The organism is Mycobacterium sp. GA-2829 (assembly GCF_001499965.1).
Lineage (GTDB): Bacteria > Actinomycetota > Actinomycetes > Mycobacteriales > Mycobacteriaceae > Mycobacterium.
In genome coordinates this window covers 239,512-256,255 of record NZ_LQIT01000001.1, presented here as the reverse complement: position 1 = coordinate 256,255, position 16,744 = coordinate 239,512, and the positions used below count along the sequence as shown (strand labels likewise).

Annotated in this window: 15 protein-coding genes and 1 pseudogene; 6 read left to right on the top strand and 10 right to left on the bottom strand. The window is 69.6% G+C overall.

The features are described 5' to 3' along the window. Window positions 1-10: 10 nt before the first annotated feature. The 4 genes from AU194_RS01170 to lspA all read right to left on the bottom strand — a co-directional run bounded on the left by AU194_RS01170 (window position 11) and on the right by lspA (window position 3,254). Window positions 11-655 (bottom strand): TetR/AcrR family transcriptional regulator, encoded by a 645-nt coding sequence (locus tag AU194_RS01170; protein WP_231743105.1) that lies wholly within the window; start codon window positions 653-655, stop codon window positions 11-13. A gap of 171 nt (window positions 656-826) precedes the next feature. Beyond that, window positions 827-1,726 (bottom strand): EamA family transporter RarD, encoded by a 900-nt coding sequence (gene rarD, locus AU194_RS01165; protein ID WP_059087515.1) that lies wholly within the window; start codon window positions 1,724-1,726, stop codon window positions 827-829. A gap of 17 nt (window positions 1,727-1,743) precedes the next feature. Continuing rightward, the gene (locus AU194_RS01160; RefSeq protein WP_059087371.1) at window positions 1,744-2,673 is read right to left on the bottom strand and encodes an RluA family pseudouridine synthase; all 930 of its coding nucleotides are present in this window, start codon (window positions 2,671-2,673) and stop codon (window positions 1,744-1,746) included. Further along, window positions 2,673-3,254, bottom strand: a complete 582-nt coding sequence (gene lspA, locus AU194_RS01155) for a signal peptidase II (RefSeq protein WP_059087514.1) — start codon at window positions 3,252-3,254, stop codon at window positions 2,673-2,675. Before lspA ends, AU194_RS01160 begins: the two co-directional genes overlap by 1 nt. A 42-nt stretch (window positions 3,255-3,296) precedes the next feature. On the opposite strand from lspA, the gene AU194_RS01150 reads away from it, so the two are divergent. Then, entirely contained in the window at window positions 3,297-4,223 is a 927-nt protein-coding gene (locus tag AU194_RS01150; protein WP_059087370.1) for an asparaginase, read from the top strand. Between the two features lie 7 nt (window positions 4,224-4,230). Here the strand turns inward: AU194_RS01150 and AU194_RS01145 are convergent, their stop codons facing one another. Further along, on the bottom strand, window positions 4,231-5,568 hold the full coding sequence (locus tag AU194_RS01145; RefSeq protein ID WP_231743117.1) for a DNA polymerase IV: 1,338 nt from the start codon (window positions 5,566-5,568) through the stop codon (window positions 4,231-4,233). A 63-nt stretch (window positions 5,569-5,631) separates the two neighbouring features. Here AU194_RS01145 and AU194_RS01140 point away from each other — a divergent pair, with 63 nt between their 5' ends. After that, window positions 5,632-5,850, top strand: a complete 219-nt coding sequence (locus AU194_RS01140; protein WP_059087369.1) for an RNA-binding S4 domain-containing protein — start codon at window positions 5,632-5,634, stop codon at window positions 5,848-5,850. On the opposite strand, the gene AU194_RS01135 is transcribed toward AU194_RS01140, so the two are convergent. Both AU194_RS01135 and AU194_RS01130 read right to left on the bottom strand, forming a co-directional pair. After that, a complete protein-coding gene (locus AU194_RS01135; RefSeq protein ID WP_059087512.1) occupies window positions 5,837-6,736 on the bottom strand; it encodes a winged helix-turn-helix transcriptional regulator in 900 nt (299 codons plus the stop codon). The genes AU194_RS01140 and AU194_RS01135 overlap by 14 nt on opposite strands. A gap of 32 nt (window positions 6,737-6,768) precedes the next feature. Further along, window positions 6,769-8,259, bottom strand: a complete 1,491-nt coding sequence (locus AU194_RS01130; RefSeq protein ID WP_059087368.1) for a carotenoid oxygenase family protein — start codon at window positions 8,257-8,259, stop codon at window positions 6,769-6,771. A gap of 53 nt (window positions 8,260-8,312) precedes the next feature. Between AU194_RS01130 and AU194_RS01125 the strand changes: the two are divergent. Next, window positions 8,313-9,529 (top strand): annotated as a pseudogene (locus tag AU194_RS01125) (acetyl-CoA acetyltransferase). Here the strand turns inward: AU194_RS01125 and ileS are convergent. The 3 genes from ileS to AU194_RS32390 all read right to left on the bottom strand — a co-directional run bounded on the left by ileS (window position 9,530) and on the right by AU194_RS32390 (window position 13,546). Continuing rightward, window positions 9,530-12,664: an isoleucine--tRNA ligase gene (gene ileS, locus AU194_RS01120; RefSeq protein WP_059087367.1), complete on the bottom strand. Its 3,135-nt coding sequence runs from the start codon at window positions 12,662-12,664 to the stop codon at window positions 9,530-9,532. A 235-nt stretch (window positions 12,665-12,899) separates the two neighbouring features. Then, window positions 12,900-13,403: a hypothetical protein gene (locus AU194_RS01115; protein WP_231743104.1), complete on the bottom strand. Its 504-nt coding sequence runs from the start codon at window positions 13,401-13,403 to the stop codon at window positions 12,900-12,902. Next, entirely contained in the window at window positions 13,397-13,546 is a 150-nt protein-coding gene (locus AU194_RS32390) for a hypothetical protein (RefSeq protein ID WP_231743103.1), read from the bottom strand. Before AU194_RS32390 ends, AU194_RS01115 begins: the two co-directional genes overlap by 7 nt. 135 nt (window positions 13,547-13,681) lie before the next feature. Between AU194_RS32390 and AU194_RS01110 the strand changes: the two genes are divergently transcribed. From AU194_RS01110 to AU194_RS01100, 3 genes are all read left to right on the top strand, one after another. Then, entirely contained in the window at window positions 13,682-14,050 is a 369-nt protein-coding gene (locus AU194_RS01110) for a hypothetical protein (protein WP_059087366.1), read from the top strand. A 45-nt stretch (window positions 14,051-14,095) separates the two neighbouring features. Beyond that, a complete protein-coding gene (locus tag AU194_RS01105; RefSeq protein ID WP_059087365.1) occupies window positions 14,096-14,830 on the top strand; it encodes a hypothetical protein in 735 nt (244 codons plus the stop codon). 177 nt (window positions 14,831-15,007) lie between these two features. Then, the gene (locus AU194_RS01100; protein WP_059087364.1) at window positions 15,008-16,741 is read left to right on the top strand and encodes an AMP-binding protein; all 1,734 of its coding nucleotides are present in this window, start codon (window positions 15,008-15,010) and stop codon (window positions 16,739-16,741) included. The last annotated feature ends 3 nt before the right edge of the window (window positions 16,742-16,744 follow it).

Genomic DNA, 16,744 nt, shown 5'->3' with positions numbered 1-16,744 from the left:
GGTCGTCAGTCTAGGACCGCCGTCCGACACCCTTCGGCGTGTCGTGATGCGTGTCTTCGGCCACGTCCTCGCGGGGCGCCGGCACGAGCCCGCGGGCGAACATCCCGAACAGCTGATCGGCGATCACACCCAGGCTGGCGGGGCCGTCGGTGAAGCCCGCGTAGAAGGCCATCCCGTAGAGCACGACGTGGATCAGGTCCGCCACACCGTCGACGTCGGTGTCCTCGTCGAGCTCCCCGCGCCGGACCGCGTCGTCGACCAGCCGGACCAGGAAGGCGCGGACCGGCGATTCGCTGAACACCTGCAGTTCGGGGTTGCGCTGGGGTTCGAGCCGCGCGCTGATGAGGAACGGCACGATCGAGGTGTCCCTGGCGTCCACCCGGCGCATGTCTTCCACGAAGGCCGCCAGCCGGTCCAGTAATCGCTCGTGCCGCAAGGCCTGCGCGGCGCTGTCGCGCACGATGTCGCCGATCTCGGTGATGATCGCCTCGAAGACCTCTTCGCGGGTGGCGAAGTAGTAGTGCAGGGTGGGCCTGCTCAGCCCGGTCCGCTCGGCGATGGCCTGGAACGTCATCCCGGAGTAGCCGCGTTCGATCAGGACGATCCGGCCGGCGCGCACGATCTGGCGGCGGGTTTCGGCGGAATCGGCCCCCACCGGGCGACCGCGTGCACGCGTCACCGCCCTCGTCCGACCCCTCCGCTGCACCAGCAAACGGTAAGACACACTGTTACGCTAGGCAACTGTCTGTCCGGCAAACGTAATGTCGTGTCGACAACAATGGTTGCCATAACGGAACGCCGGTTCCGTGTTACCTGATGAGGGGCGCTAGCCCTCCCGGGCCGGTATTTGCCCCTCGCTCGGCTCGGTCTGGGTGTCGCGCACCGGCCTGCGCCGCACCGCGTCGACGGCGAGCAGCGTGAGCGCGACCCAGATGAGCGCGAAGCCGATCCAGCGGCCCACTGGCATCGGCTCGTGACCGATGAACACCCCCCAGGCCATCTGCAGACCGGGGTTGACGTAGAACAACAGCCCCATCGTCACCAATGGCAACCGCTGCGCGGCCGCCCCGAACAGCAGCAGCGGGATCGCGGTGACCGGGCCCGCGAGCAGCAGCAGACCGGCGTGCCCGGCGCCCTCGCTGAGGAAGTGACCGGCACCGGTGGCCTCGAGCGCGATGATGTAACCACCGGCGAACGGCAGCGCGACCAGCGTCTCCACCGCGACGCTGACCCGCGGGTCCGCGGTGACCACCTTCTTCACCAGACCGTAGAACGCGAACGACAGCGCCAGCGCGAACGCGATGTAGGGCGGTTCGCCGACCTCGACGGTCAGCAGCACGACCGCGCCGACGGCGAGCGCCAGCGCTCCCTGCTGCCAGCGGTTGATCCGCTCGCGGAACACCAGCACCCCGATCGCCACGCTGATCAGCGGGTTGATGAAGTAGCCGAGGGCGGCGTCGACCACGTGGGAGTGGGTGGCCGCCCAGATGTAGACCCCCCAGTTCATCGATATCAGCGCCGATGCGACGACCAGCAGCAGCCAGGTGCGCCACCCCAGCCGGCGCAGGTCGCCCAGGTGGCGGGTGACCGCGAGCAGCAGCATGAGGAACACCACGCTCCACACGATGCGGTGGGCCAGGATCTCCAGCGAACCGCTGGGCAGCAACAGCAGGAAGAAGCCCGGACACAGGCCCCACCAGACGTACGCTCCGAGACCGTAGAGCAGGCCGCCGTTGCGCCGGGTCACCGCGCGTGCTGACGCAGCACGTCGAGAGCGTGCTGCAGGTCGGCGGGATACGGGCTGGTGATCTCGACCCGGCGGCCGTCGGCCGGATGCGCGAACGCCAGCGACCGGGCGTGCAGCCACTGCCGTTCCAGACCGAGGCGTTTGGCCAGCGTCGGATCCGCGCCGTAGGTCAGGTCACCGCAGCACGGATGGTGCAGGGCGGCGAAGTGCACCCGGATCTGGTGGGTGCGGCCGGTCTCCAGCTCGACGTCGAGCAGGCTGGCGGCCTGGAACGCCTCGAGCGTGTCGTAATGGGTGACGCTGTGCCTGCCGCCCTCGGTGACCGCGAACTTCCAGTCGTTGCCGCGGTGCCTGCCGATCGGCGCGTCGATGGTGCCGCTGCTCGGATCGGGGTGCCCCTGCACCAGTGCGTGGTACTGCTTGTCGACGGTGCGCTGCTTGAACGCCCGCTTGAGCACGGTGTACGCGCGTTCCGACAACGCCACCACCATCACCCCCGAGGTGCCGACGTCGAGCCGGTGCACGATGCCCTGCCGTTCGTGGATCCCCGAGGTGCTGATCCGGAACCCGGCCGCGGCCAGCCCGCCAAGCACCGTGGGACCGTGCCAGCCGACGGTCGCGTGGGCGGCCACCCCCGGCGGCTTGTCGACGGCGACGATGTCGTCGTCGGAGTACAGGATCGACATGCCCTCGATCTCGACCGGGGTGTTCTCGACCGGCGGGGGCGCCGCGGGCAGCCGCACCTCCAGCCAGGCACCCGCGGTGAGCCGGTCGGACTTGCCCGCGGGCACGCCGTCGAGGTCCACCCCGCCGTCCTCGGCCAGCGCCGCCGCGGCGGTGCGCGAGAGTCCCAGCAGCCGCGCCAGTCCGGCGTCGACCCGCATTCCGCCCAGCCCCTCCGGCACGGGCATCGACCGTGTGGACACTATGACCGGTCGGCCTCGGCTTGAACAGACGGCTGGGGCTGCCTCCGACCCACGGTGTCGAAGTCGAAGCCGAACAAGGACAGCACCACCAGCAGGATCGCCCCGCCGACCACCGACGGGTCGGCCACGTTGAACACCGGCCACCAGCCGATGGACAGGAAGTCCACGACGTGGCCGCGCAGCGGTCCCGGCGAGCGGAAGAAGCGGTCGATGAGGTTGCCCATCGCACCGCCGAGGATCAGCCCCAGCCCGAGCGCCCACCAGGGCGACACCAGCCGCCTGCCCATCCACACGATGCCGATCACCACACCGGTCGCCACCAGCGTGAGCACCCACGTGTAGCCGGTCGCCATCGAGAACGCCGCACCGGAGTTGCGCACCAGCGTCCAGGTCACCGTGTCGCCGATGATCGATACCGGCTGACCAGGAGTCAGCAACCGCACGGCGAGCACTTTGGTCACGATGTCGAGCACCAGGACGACGGCCGCGACCGACAACAGCAGGCCCAACCGCCGTCGCGGGCGGGGCGCCGGCTCGACCGGGGTGGTGGGCTCGGCGTCACCCGATGTTTCGTCAGTCACCACACCATCATCCCAAACCGCGCATAGGGAACAATTCCGCACGTGAGCCTCGTCGTGATCACCACCGGCGGCACCATCGCCACCAGCACCGACGCCGACGGTGTGCGTCGCCCCACCCGCACCGGCGCGGACCTGACGGCGGGCCTGGACGTGGCGGTGGTCGATCTGCTCGGCAAGGACAGCTCCCAACTGGTCCCCGCCGACTGGGACCGCATCGGCGCTGCGGTGCGGGCGGCCGACGCCGACGGCGCGGGCGGTGTGGTGATCACCCACGGCACCGACACCATGGAGGAGACCGCGCTGTGGCTGGAGCTCACCTACGCCGGCGCGACGCCGGTGGTGGTGACCGGCGCGCAGCGCGGCGCGGACGCGCCCGACGCCGACGGTCCGGGCAACCTGCGGGATGCGCTGACCGTCGCCGCGGCCGCCGACGCCCGCGGACTCGGGGTGCTCGTCGGGTTCGCAGGCCGGGTCCGCGCGCCACTGGGCCTGCACAAGGTCGCGACCGAGAGCCTCGACGGATTCGACGGGCTCGTGGTCGGCGCGGTCGCCGAGGGCCGGTTCGCCCTCGCCGGGCCCAAGCGGCGGCCGTATCTCGGCGAACTGTCGGCGGCAGACGCGCCGCGGGTCGACATCGTCGCCACCTACCCCGGTGGCGACGCCACGGCGCTGCACGCCTGCGCCGCGGCGGGCGCCCGTGCGGTCGTCCTGGAGGCGCTGGGGGCGGGTAACGCTCCCGCACCGGTGATCGACGGGGTGCGGCGGCTGTGCGCCGACGGTGTGGTCGTCGCGGTGTCGACGCGGGTACCCGGCGGACGGGTGCGGCCGGCGTACGGGCCGGGGCGCGACCTCGTCGACGCCGGTGCGTTGGTGGTGCCCACGCTGCGTCCCTCACAGGCCCGGGTGCTGCTGATGGGCGCTCTCGCCGCGCGGGTACCCGCCGCCGACGCACTCGCCGAGTGGGGTTGACGGCCACCTACGGGGTGCTCTGGTAGTCCTCCAGACCGCGGACGTAGTCCGGCCAGTCGAGGCTGTCGACGGGGTTGGCGCGCACGATCTCGGGCAGGTCGTGGGCGAAGGTGCGCGCCGGACCCGGTCCGGTGCTGCGGGTTTCGAACCGGATGGTCATGACGCCGTGGCCCGCGCCCTGGATCCAGCCGTGACCGAGTTCGGGGTGGGCGACGTCATCACCGACCCGCCAGGCCGGTGGCACCGCGGCGGCCTCGCTGACCGTCGGCGGTAGCGCGGCCCGGAGTGCCGACTCGTCCTCGACGAGTTCGAGGTCGGGGAACAGCGATTCCTGGCGTACCTCCGTCAGACCCGAGAACCCAACGCCGACAAGGCGGATCGGGCCGATCTCGACGGGGTCGATCAGCAGCCTGCGGGCGGTCGCGCTCAGCGTGCCGATGTCGGTGGTGGCCGACGGCAGCGTGGCCGACCGGGTCAGCGTGCTCATATCGGACTTCTTCAGCTTGACCGTGACGGTGCGGGCGCCGCGGCCGTCCTTGGTCAGCCGGCGGTGCGCGTGTTCGGCGATCGGGCCGATCGCCTCGCGGACCTGGTCGAGGGTGATGAGGTCGGCCGGGAACGTCGACTCGGCGCTGATCTGTTTGGCTTCGGCACGTTCGGCGACGGGCCGGTCGTCGATGCCGCGGGCGAGGCGGTGCAGCGCGAGACCCACCGCGGAGCCGAGGACGTCGGCGACTTCGGCCTCCGACAGCGCGGCGAGTTGACCGATGGTCTCGATGCCGAGGCGGTGCAGTTTGTCCTCGGCGACGGGTCCGATCCCCCACAGCTTGCGGACCGGCAACCCGTGGAGCATGGTGCGCTCGGCGTCGCGGGGCACCACCCGGATGCCGTCGGGTTTGGCCAGCCCGGAGGCGATCTTGGCGATCTGCTTACCCGAACCGGCGCCCACCGAGGCCACCAGACCGGTCTCCTCGAGCACCCGTGCCCGCAGCCGTTCGCAGAACTCCTCGACCTCGGCGGCGGTGGCGCCCGCCAGCTCGGCCGGTTCGCCGAACGCCTCGTCGAACGACAGCTGCTCGAGCACCGGGACCAGGGTGCGGACGGTGTCGAAGACGCGGCGGCTGGCCAGGCCGTAGACGACGCCGCGCGGCGGCAGCACCACCGCGGGCGCGCCGACCATCCTGCGGGCCTGGTGCATCGGCATCGCCGAGCGCGCACCGTGGACGCGGGCCTCGTAGCTGGCGCCCGCCACCACACCGCGCCCGCCAAGACCGCCGACGAGCACCGGCCGCCCCCGCAGGGTGGGCCGGGTCAACTGCTCGACCGACGCGAAGAACGCGTCCATGTCCAGGTGCAGGACCCAGCGCACGTCCACACCTGCAGATGCTAGGGCGTTAGCCTGACGGGCATGGCGGCGCTCGAGGTTCCGATCGCGGACGACATCATCCGGCTTGGTCAGTTCCTCAAGCTCGCCTCGCTGATCGACAGCGGCGCCGACGCCAAGGCGGTGATCGCCGACGGTCTGGTCAGCGTCAACGGTGAGGTCGAGGTGCGCCGGGGCCGCCAGTTGCGGCCCGGGGACACGGTGACCTACGGGGACACCTCCGCACGGGTCACCCGCGGCTGAGCACGTCGACGATCTCGACGGTGTCGCCGGCCAGCGCGTCGGCGCACTGATCGCAGCCGAGCTGCGGTACGAAGCCCCGACCGCACGCGGTGTGGGTGAGGGTCAGCGCGGGCCCCTCGGGGGCGCCGAACCACTGGTCGGCCCACCCGATCGCCGACGCGACGACCGGGAAGAAGGCCTGCCCCTTGGGGGTGAGGTGGTATTCGGACCAGTCCGCGCGCCGCGGGTGGGCGGCGGCCTGCAGCACCCCGATATCGCAGAACACCCGAAGGTGTTCGGCGACCAGGGCCGCCGGTGCGCCGAGCCTGCCCTGGAAGTCGCTGAACCGGCGGGTGCCGAGGAACGCCGCGCCGATGATCGCGGCGGCCCAGCGGTTGCCGAAGATCGCCATCGTCTCCGGGAACAGCCCGGCCTGCGCGGTGGCGTCCCTGGCGCGTCTGCGGGTGGTGCCGCGCGGCACGGACCGCGCCCAGCCGCCGCTGGGGCCCCACCGCGCGTCGAGATCGGTCGCCGCCACCTGGCGGCGGCAGTGGGCGCAGCGCAGCGCCGGGGAGAATTCCCGCCCGCATCCGCGATGGCGCATGGCGGGCAGGGGCTCGGCGTGGTCGGGCACCCAGGTCCGCTCCCAGTGCCAGATCGACACCAGCAGCGGCCACAGCGCACGGCACCGTTCGGTGGGCACGTAGCCGGCGCGCAGCGGCTGCTCCTGGTACACCTGCCGGTCGAGCATGCCGTCCCCCACCAGCACCCGCAACCGGTTGGTGAGCACCGCGTTCGAGATCGGCCGCGACACATTCATCGCCGCGAAATCGGTGAATCGCCATGCGCCCATGAGGGATTCGCGCACGATCAGCAGGGTCCACTCGTCGCCGAGCAGTCCGAGCATGCGCCCTATCGCGTTGACCTCACCGTCGTCGGTCACCGCGGGGCGTGCCACCGCCGCAGCTCCGGGCCGGACACCCAGGTGGAGTGCGTACCGCTGCAGATCCGTTCGGGTAGGCGCAGTTTGCACACGGGACCGGCGGTGATGTCCGCGGCGTCGAACACCAGGCAGTAGGAGGCGTCGTCGTTCATGTCGGTGGTCAGGGTGACCAGGTAGCCGTCGTCCTCGGCGCCGCCGTCGATGCGCGGCGCCATCGCGGTCTCGCTGCCGAAGACGCCGTCCCCGAACGAGATCCGCTCCTCACCCCCGTCGCGCAGATCGTGTTTGACCAGACCGTCGAACAGGAACCAGCCGGGTTTGCCGGTGGCGGCGTAGACGTAGCGGTACTGCCGGGTGGCGAAGTCGCCGTTCATCATGCCGAATTCGGTGAGGCGCTCCGACAACCGCTCCTCGGTGGCCGCCCCGGTAACGAGGTTGAACCGCCAGCGGTGCAGGTGCGATTCGAAGCCGTCGAGGGCGAGGTAGCGGAAGGCCGCCTCCTCCAACGATTTCGCGCCCTTCGTCGACGGCGACGGGTTGTCCTGGAAGAACCCGTCGAGCACGATCTCGTCGCCGTCCTCGAAGGCGTTGACGAAGTGCAGGGCGTAGGTCGCGGCGGTCTCGAACCACCGCACCTGCGACTGGTCGCCACGGCGCGGCAGTACGGCGAACCGGGACGGCATGTCGCGGTGGAAGACCGGGGCGTGGATGTCCTGTTTGAGCAGCGACGGCTCCCAGAACAGTGGGAAGTCGTTGAGGATCACATAGTTCTCGGTGAACGCCATGTCGTGCGGCATCCGCGGACCCGGCAGCGGCACGTCGGTCTGGTGCACGAGGTTGGCGTCCTTGTCGACGACGCCGTAACGCAGGTACGGCGCCTCCTTGCTGTAGCTGAAGAACAGCAGTTCCCCGGTGACCGGGTCGACCTTGGGGTGTGCGGACACGCCCCAGGCCGGGAACTCGCCGTGCCAGGTCTCCTTGCCGAGGGTCTCGGCGGTGTACGGGTCGACCTGGTAGAGGTCGCCGCACATGTAGAAGCTCGTCAGCGCGGTGCCGCGGTGTACGACGACGTCGGTGCTCGACGCGTCCTTCATCCGGGTGCGCGCACCCCACCCGTCGGTGCGTTTGGCCGCCGACGGCATCTCGATGAACCCGGCCCACAGCGGACCGCGCGCCTCGTTCTCGGCGAGGAAACCGTCGGTGCGGACGAACCGGTTGCGGTAAGAGGCTCTCCCGCCGCCGAACTCGACGATGTGGATCATGCCGTCGCCGTCGAACGGGTGGTACGAGGTCGCCGCAGGGTGCAGTGGGTTCTCGGTGTTGCGCAGGTACATCCCGTCGAGGTCGGCGGGCACCTCACCGGCCACCACGTCGAGGTCGTCGGCGCGCCATTCGGTGACCTGCGGACGCCACGGGCCGGTGCGGTACGGATGATCGTCGTCGGCGGGCAGCGTGGATTCGAACGTGTGCAGGCGTTCCACTCGCATGGGCCGGAAACTACAGTTGACAGAGTCACTCTGTCAATTGAACTATGAGCGTCATGCAGGACATCTGGATCCTCGGCGCCTACCAGAGCGACTTCGCCCGCAACCTCACCCGGGAGGGCGGCGATTTCGCCGCGCTGACCGCCGAGGTCGTCGAGTGCACGCTGACCTCAGCGCGGGTCGCCGCCGACGCCGTCGAGGTCGTCCACGTCGGCAACGCGTTCGGCGAACTGTTCGCCGGCCAGGGCCATCTCGGGGCGATGCCCGCGACCGTCGAACCCGCGCTGTGGGGCGTGCCCGCCACCCGCCACGAGGCGGCGTGTGCCTCCGGCAGTGTCGCGACCCTCGCCGCGATCGCCGACCTGCGCTCACGCGCCTACGACGTGGCACTGGTCGCCGGTGTGGAACTGGAGAAGACCGTTCCGGGTCCGGTCGGCGCGGCGCATCTGGCCGCTGCGGCGTGGGCCGGTTATGAGGGCGCGGACACGGAAATATTTGGGCGCAGGCCTTTTCGGAGGTCGCCGACGAGTACGACCGGCGCTACGGCCTCGACGAGGCGCATCTGCGGGCGATCGCCGAACTGAACTACGGCAACGCCCGCCGCAACCCCGACGCCCAGACCCGCGGCTGGTCGGTGCCCGACCTCGCCGAGGCCGACGACGAGCGCAACCCGGTGGTGGAGGGCCGGCTGCGGCGCTACGACTGCAGTCAGCTCACCGACGGCGGCGCGGGACTGGTGCTGGTGACCGACGACTACCTGCGCGCCCACCCGGACGCCAGGCCGCTGGCGCGCATCGAGGGCTGGGGGCACCGCACCGTCGGGCTCGGACTGGCGCAGAAGCTCGGACGCGACCGGGACTCGCCGTACGTGCTACCCCACGTCCGCGACGCGGTCCACGACGCGTTCCGCCGCGCCGGGATCGACCTGCAGGCGGTGGACGGCTTCGAGGTGCACGACTGCTTCACGCCCAGCGAGTACCTGGCGATCGACCATATCGGGCTGACCGCGCCCGGCGAGTCCTGGCAGGCCGTCGAGAGCGGCGACATCGCGCTCGGCGGGCGGCTGCCGATCAACCCCAGTGGCGGGCTGATCGGCGGTGGCCACCCTGTGGGCGCCACCGGCGTCCGCATGCTGGTCGACGCGGCGAAGCAGGTCAGCGGCACCGCGGGCGACTACCAGGTCGACGGCGCGACCCGGTTGGGCACGCTCAACATCGGCGGCAGCACCGCCACCACGGTCAGCTTCGTCGTGGGGGCGGCGCCGCGCGGCTGATCACGCCTTGGCGATGGCCACCCGCACACCGTCGCCGATCTCGGCGCCGTCGGCCGGCTCCCCGAACTCGAAGCTGGTGGCCAGGATCTCCCCCGCGATCAGATCGCGGTGGGTGCGGGCCCACTGCTCGTGGCTCTGCGGCACCGCCATCACCACCGCGATCCGGTCGGAGACATCGAGGCCGCTGGACTTGCGCAGCTCCTGCAGTTCCCGGATGCGGTCCTTGGCCCAGCCCTCGGCCTCGAGTTCCGGGGTGACGGTGCCGTCGAGCACCACCAGCCCCGCCCCGTCGGGCAGCGCGGCGGTGAACTCCGGGTCGGCGGCGACGAGCTTCGACGAGTACTCCTCGGGCTGCAGCACCGCCGGTCCGGCGCTCAGCGTGCCGTCGGGGTTCACCACCCCCTCGCCGGCCTTGACCGCCTTGATCGCCGCCTGCACGTCCTTGCCCAGCCGCGGGCCCGCGACGCGGGCGTTGACGGTGAGCTCGAAGCGGCCGTAGGTGGCGATGTCGTCGGTCAGCTCGACGGCCTTGACGTTGAGCTCATCGGCGATCAGATCCGAGAACGGTTGCAGCTGCACCGGATCATCAACCGCCACAGTCAATTTGGGCAGCGGCAGCCGCACCCGCAGCTTCTTGGCCTTGCGCAGCGAGGAGGCGGTCGAGCACACCGCGCGGACCTGGTCCATCGCCGCGACCAGCGCCGGATCCTTGGGCAGCTCGTCGGCCGACGGCCAGTCGGTCAGGTGCACCGACCGCTCCCCGGTGACGCCGCGCCAGATCACCTCGGTGGTCAACGGCAGCAGCGGCGCCGCCAGCCGGCCCGTCACCTCCAGCACCGTGTGCAGGGTGTCGATCGCGTCGGGATCCTCCTCCCAGAACCGCGAACGCGACCGCCGCACATACCAGTTCGTCAGCGCCTCGGTGAACTGCCGCAGCTGGTCGCACGCCCCGGAGATGTCACAGGTGTCCAGCGACTCGGTGAGGTCGTCGCGCAGCTGGGCCAGCTTGGCCAGGATGTAGCGGTCGAGCACGTGGGTGGAGTCGGTGCGCCAGGTGCCCTTCTTCGGGGCGTAGAGCGCCAGGAAGGTGTAGGCGTTCCACAGCGGCAGCAGCACCTGCCGCACCCCCTCGCGGATGCCCTGTTCGGTGACGACCAGGTTGCCGCCGCGCAGGATCGGCGAGGCCATCAGGAACCAGCGCATCGCATCGGAGCCGTCGCGGTCGAACACCTCGGTGACGTCCGGGTAGTTGCGCAGCGACTTGCTCATCTTCTGACCGTCGTTGCCGAGCACGATGCCATGGGACACACAGGTTTTGAACGCGGGCCGGTCGAACAGCGCCGCCGCCAGCACGTGCAGGGTGTAGAACCAGCCGCGGGTCTGGCCGATGTACTCGACGATGAAGTCGCCGGGGAAGTGCGGTTCCTGACCGTTACGACCGTCGAACCAGTCGGCGTTCTCGAACGGATAGTGCACCTGCGCGTACGGCATGGACCCGGAGTCGAACCACACGTCGAGCACGTCCTCGATGCGGCGCATGGTGGAACGCCCCGTCGGGTCGTCCGGGTTGGGCCGGGTCAGCTCGTCGATGAACGGCCGGTGCAGGTTGGTCGGGCGCACCCCGAAGTCGCGTTCGAGTTCGTCGAGGCTGCCGTATACGTCGATCCGCGGGTACTGCGGGTCGTCGGACAGCCACACCGGGATCGGCGTGCCCCAGTAGCGGTTTCGCGAGATCGACCAGTCCCGGGCGCCGGCCAGCCACTTGCCGAACTGACCGTCCTTGACGTGTTCGGGATACCAGGTGATCTCCTGGTTGAGTTCGACCATGCGGTCCCGGAATTCGGTGACCTTGATGAACCAGGACGACACCGCCCGGTAGATCAGCGGGTTGCGGCAGCGCCAGCAGTGGGGATAGGAGTGCTCGTAGGTCTCGTGCCGCACCAGCACCGCACCGTTCGCGGCCGCGGATCCGGTGCCGTTCTTGAGATCCCGGATGATCTGCGGGTTGGCGTCGAACACGTGCTGACCCTGGTAGTCCGGCACGGTCGCGTCGAACCGCCCCTTGGAGTCGACCGGGGTGACCGGGGTGATACCGACGGTGTCGGTGGTCGCCTTGTCGTCCTCACCGTAGGCGGGCGCCATGTGCACGATGCCGGTGCCGTCCTCGGTGGTGACGAAGTCGCCGCGCAGCATCTGAAAAGCGTTGTGCGCCTCAGGTTTATCGGAGAAGTACGGGAACGGCGGCAGGTACCGGGTGCCGAGCAGCTCGCTGCCGGTGACCGTGCCCAACACCTCGGGTTCCTCGCCGAGTTCGCGCGCATAGGCGGCCAGCCGCGCCTCGGCCAGCACGTACTTCTTCCCCCCGACGGCGACCTGGACGTAGGTGACGTCCGGGTGCACCGCCACCGCCTGGTTCGACGGCAGCGTCCACGGCGTGGTCGTCCACACCAGCAGATGCGATCCGGCCAGCGGACCGTCGACCGCCCGGAAGCCGACGGTGATCGCCGGGTCCTGCCTGCTCTGGTAGACGTCGTCGTCCATGCGCAGTTCGTGGCTGGACAGCGGGGTCTCGTCGTTCCAGCAGTACGGCAGCACCCGCACGCCCTGGTAGGCCAGCCCCTTGTCCCACAGCTGTTTGAACGCCCAGATCACCGACTCCATGAAGCTCAGGTCGAGCGTCTTGTAGTCGTTGTCGAAGTCGACCCACCGGGCCTGACGGGTGACGTAGCTGCGCCATTCGTCGGTGTACTTGAGCACCGAGGCACGGCACGCGTCGTTGAACTTCTCGATGCCCATCGCGTCGATGTCGGCCTTGTCGGTGATGCCGAGCTGACGCTGCACCTCGAGTTCAGCGGGTAGGCCGTGGGTGTCCCAGCCGAAGCGGCGTTCCACCTTGTATCCGCGCATCGTGCGGTAGCGCGGGACGATGTCCTTGACGTAGCCGGTCAGCAGGTGGCCGTAGTGCGGGAGCCCGTTGGCGAACGGCGGGCCGTCGTAGAACACGTACTCGGGGGCGCCGTCCCGGCGGGCGATGCTGGCGCGGAAGGTGTCGTCGCTGTCCCAGTAACCCAGGACGTCGGCTTCCAGCTCGGGGAAGTTCGGCGCACCACTGGCCGGTTTGGGGTAGGCGGTCACTCGCGTTGTCTCCTGTGCCACATGTTCCGGCACGGGGACGACGTCACGCCGTTGCGTGAGCGCCGCGGTACCACCCCGCTTGCGCACCGCAGGGGTGCGCCGCTTGATTGAGGCTGTGACGGGCCTACCCGTCCGGTTCTACTGGGGCTTCTCTTCTCGACAGAGCTGAAGCCCGTTCTTCCGGAGGCTCCCCGGTGATGGCCGGATCAGTGCCGCTGAACAGCGATTCTAGCGGCTACGCCGCGGGCATCGCTTCCGAGGTCAGCTCGATGAGCGCGAACGGGAACTGCTCGGCGAGTTCCTGGATGGTCGCGTGGTCGAAACGTTGGCCGTCGTACCACCAGTCGACCTGCATGCTGCCGCCCTCGCGGTAGGCGCGGATCTCCAGTGCGTGCCCCAGCACCGGCGCGTCGGTGTTCGGCGCCGCCGCGCCGCCATAGGTGAAGAACACCTCCGCGACGGGTTCGCCGCCGCCGAAGAATCCACCGAGCCGGGCAGTGGGCAGGTCGGCGAGCGCGTGGTGGGCCATGAGCACCATCCCGGTCGCGTCCAGATGCCCCTCCCCGACGCAGTTCAGGTCGAGCATCGCCGGGACGGCGCGACCGTCGCGCACGACGTCGAGCGCGACGACGCCTTCACCCATGGTGCGTGCGACGGTGCGGCCGAGTGCCGCGAGCAGCAGTTCGTCGGCGGCGACGCCGAGCGCGAACGCGGCGCCGTCGAGTTCGAGCGTCAGCACCTCGTCGAGGGGGCGCTGAGCCGGGTCCGCTCGCCGAGATCGACGCCGTGGGGCGCGTCCCGATCGGTGACCCGCATACGTGCTGCGGGGGCGACGACGTCCGTCGCGAAGTCGTGCGGTTTAGCCAGATGGGGAGCGACCATGCCGGACACGCTACGCGCTGTGTCCCAGAAATGGGAGACCACTGCCAAAACTGTGACGGCCGTGTCAATAAGGGTGTGGATGTCCGAATAGAGGTTGCCAGTGCCCATTGGCGGGAAACCGTCTATCGTGGACGGATGCCTCGGACTGACGAGAACGGCAGGCAGCTGAAAGCGTTGCTCGACTATCTGCTCGACGGCGACGTGGAAGCCAAGGCGATCTACGATGCGCTCGGCATCTCGAGCAGCACCTATTACCGCCGGATCAAAGAACCCGACTACCCCGACGCCGAAGAGCTCCGGCACGTCGCGGACCGGTTCGATCTGAGCTATCCGGACCTCCAGATCCGCTTCGGCCTGATGAGCCGGCAGGAGGTGTGGCACTACGTGGAGTCCGCCCGGATGGCGGTCGGCACGGTCACCCCGATTGCTGAGGCGGCGCCCACGACGCGCCGCCTGCCCAAACTCTCCGAATTGGCTCCGCGCCCCGACGCACCGCCGCTGTAGGCCGTACAATTTGCTGAAAGTCTTTCAGCACGAGAGCGGCTTCCGATGACACTCGCGGTACTCATTGCCATCACGATTGCGTGCATGGCGTGGAGTCTGTGGATACGCCGGGTGACCTGGAGTTGTCGCTGGGAGGTTGCCGCCACCCTCAACATCGCGCTGCAGCTGGGCGCGGTGATCCTGATGTCCCCGCTGGCGTCCCGCACGCTGGGGCATCTGCTCCACGACCTGACCGGGAAGTGGAATCTCGAGGACTACATCGCCCACGACATGTACATCGTGGCGGCGTCCGCGGTCGTCTACAACACCCTGGGCCGCCTGCAGGACGACCACGCCATGCAGACGTCCTTCAAACGCTACGTCGAACTGCCCGCCACCCTGTGCATCCCGCTGCTGCTGGCGGCGTTCTCGGCGGGCAATGGGGCCAAGGTGTACTCGGCCGACTTCTTCAAGACCCCCACCGACTTCTGGCTCAGCGCCTACTGGCTGATGCTGTGCGCCATGTTGATCTATCTACTCGGCTACGGCGGTCGGGCCCTGCTGGTGCTGCGCAAGGACCCCCGCTCGCGGCGCATCGCCAACATCTACCTGGTCGCCTCCGCGAGCGGCATCATTGCCTGCGCGATCCGCATCGCCACCGCCTTCGTGCCGTGGCTGCAGGCCATCGAGGGCGGCACGCTCGTCTGGGTGTTCGCGTGTTTCTGCGGCGCCGGCTTTGCTCTCGCGTCCGCACACTCGTGGCGCATCAAGACCAAGTGGTTCACCTCCGCACGCCGCTGAACAGCGCGACGACAGCAACCGTTTCCGGACATTTCGGAAGGTAGGACGGCCGGGGCCGGCCGGTCCATCCGCAACGCTCACACCGCTTTTCGGCGCCGCCGGCGAATGCGGGGTTTGGGCAACGGTTGGCCTATGCTCGGAACCATTGTTCGCTAAGGCAAGGACGAAGGGCCCGCTATGACTGCGTCATCACTTCCCACCGTGCTGCGGGAACGTGCGAGTCTGCAGCCCAACGACACGGCGTTCACGTTCATGGACTACGACAAGGCGACCGAGGGCGTCCCAGAGTCCCTGACGTGGGGGCAACTGTACCGCCGCACCGTCAACCTCGCCCATGAGCTCAGCGAACTCGCCCAGCCCGGTGACCGGGTCGTCATCGTCGCGCCGCAGTCGCTGGATTACCTCGTCGCGTTCCTCGGCTGCCTGCAGGCGGGGCTGATCGCGGTGCCGCTGTCCACGCCGATGCCCGGGGTGCACGACGAGCGGACCAGCGCGGTGCTGCGCGACGCCGCCCCCACCGTTGTGCTGACCACCTCCTCGATCGGGGCGATGGTCGCCGAGTACACCGAACCGCAGGACGGCGAAGCCGGCGCCCGGCTGATCGAGGTCGACACGCTGGACCTGGACACCCGACGCAAGGGCACCTCGCGGCGGGTGGACCGGCCCGAGACCGCCTACCTGCAGTACACGTCGGGTTCGACCCGCACCCCGGCCGGTGTGATGGTCTCCTACCGCAACCTGTCGGCGAACTTCGAACAGATCATGGCGGCGTTCCTGGCCCACCACGGCGGTATCGCGCCGCCCGGGACCACCGCGGTGACGTGGCTGCCCTTCTACCACGACATGGGGTTGCTGCTCGGCGTCTTCGCCCCCATCCTCGGCGGCTGGACGACGGTGTTCACCACCCCACTGTCGTTCCTCGCCCGCCCGGCGCGCTGGATGCAGCTGGTGGCCAGCCACCCGCACGCGATCACCGCGGGCCCCAACTTCGCGTTCGAACTCGCCGCGGGTAAGACCTCGGACGAGGACATGGCCGACTACGACCTCGGCAACACCTGCATCATCATCAGCGGCAGCGAGCGGGTGCACGACGCCACGCTCAAGCGGTTCGCGCAGCGGTTCCGCAAGTTCAATCTCTCCGAAGACGTGCTGCGCCCCGCGTACGGGCTGGCCGAGGCGACGCTCTACGTCGCGACCGACCGGCCCGAGAAGCCGCCGACGATCGTGCATTTCGAACCCGAGAAGCTCTCGGCCGGGCACGCCAAACGCACCGCGAACGGCACCGCGCTGGTCGGTTACGGCACGCCCGACTCCCCCACGGTGCGGATCGTGGACCCGCAGACCCGCCGGGAACTGTCCGCCGGCGCGATCGGCGAGATCTGGGTGCGCGGCGAGAACGTGTGCCTGGGTTACTGGGGCAAACCCGAGCAGACCGAAGAGGTGTTCAACGCCTACCTCGAATCGCCGTCCGCCGGTACCGACACCGGGCCGTGGCTGCGCACCGGCGACCTCGGGTTCATGTCCGACGACGAGCTGTTCATCATGGGCCGCCTGAAGGATCTGCTGATCGTGCGCGGCCGCAACCACTACCCCGACGACATCGAGGGCACGATCCAGGAGATCTCCGGCGGCCGGGTCGCGGCGATCTCGGTCGAACAGGACCGCACCGAACAGCTGGTCGCGATCGTGGAGGCGAAGAGGCGCGGCGACACCGACGCGGATGTGGCCGCCTACTTCGACGATCTGAAGAACCGCATAACCAGCGCCATCTCCACCGCGCACGGCATCAGCGCCGCCGATCTGGTGCTCGTGCCGCGCGGGTCGATCCCGATCACCACCAGCGGCAAGGTGCGGCGCGCCTCGTGCGCCGAGCTCTACCGGGAGGGCGCGTTCACCCGCCTCGACGCGTGAGGG

Bases quoted from the DNA above. Each gene is read 5' to 3' on its own strand.
- AU194_RS01145 (WP_231743117.1), bottom strand. From the start codon at position 5,568: ATGGACGCGTTCTTCGCGTCGGTCGAGCAGTTGACCCGGCCCACCCTG.
- AU194_RS01140 (WP_059087369.1), top strand. From the start codon at position 5,632: ATGGCGGCGCTCGAGGTTCCGATCGCGGACGACATCATCCGGCTTGGT.
- AU194_RS01135 (WP_059087512.1), bottom strand. From the start codon at position 6,736: ATGCTCGGACTGCTCGGCGACGAGTGGACCCTGCTGATCGTGCGCGAA.
- AU194_RS01130 (WP_059087368.1), bottom strand. From the start codon at position 8,259: ATGCGAGTGGAACGCCTGCACACGTTCGAATCCACGCTGCCCGCCGAC.
- AU194_RS32390 (WP_231743103.1), bottom strand. From the start codon at position 13,546: ATGGTCGCTCCCCATCTGGCTAAACCGCACGACTTCGCGACGGACGTC.
- AU194_RS01110 (WP_059087366.1), top strand. From the start codon at position 13,682: ATGCCTCGGACTGACGAGAACGGCAGGCAGCTGAAAGCGTTGCTCGAC.
- AU194_RS01105 (WP_059087365.1), top strand. From the start codon at position 14,096: ATGACACTCGCGGTACTCATTGCCATCACGATTGCGTGCATGGCGTGG.
- AU194_RS01100 (WP_059087364.1), top strand. From the start codon at position 15,008: ATGACTGCGTCATCACTTCCCACCGTGCTGCGGGAACGTGCGAGTCTG.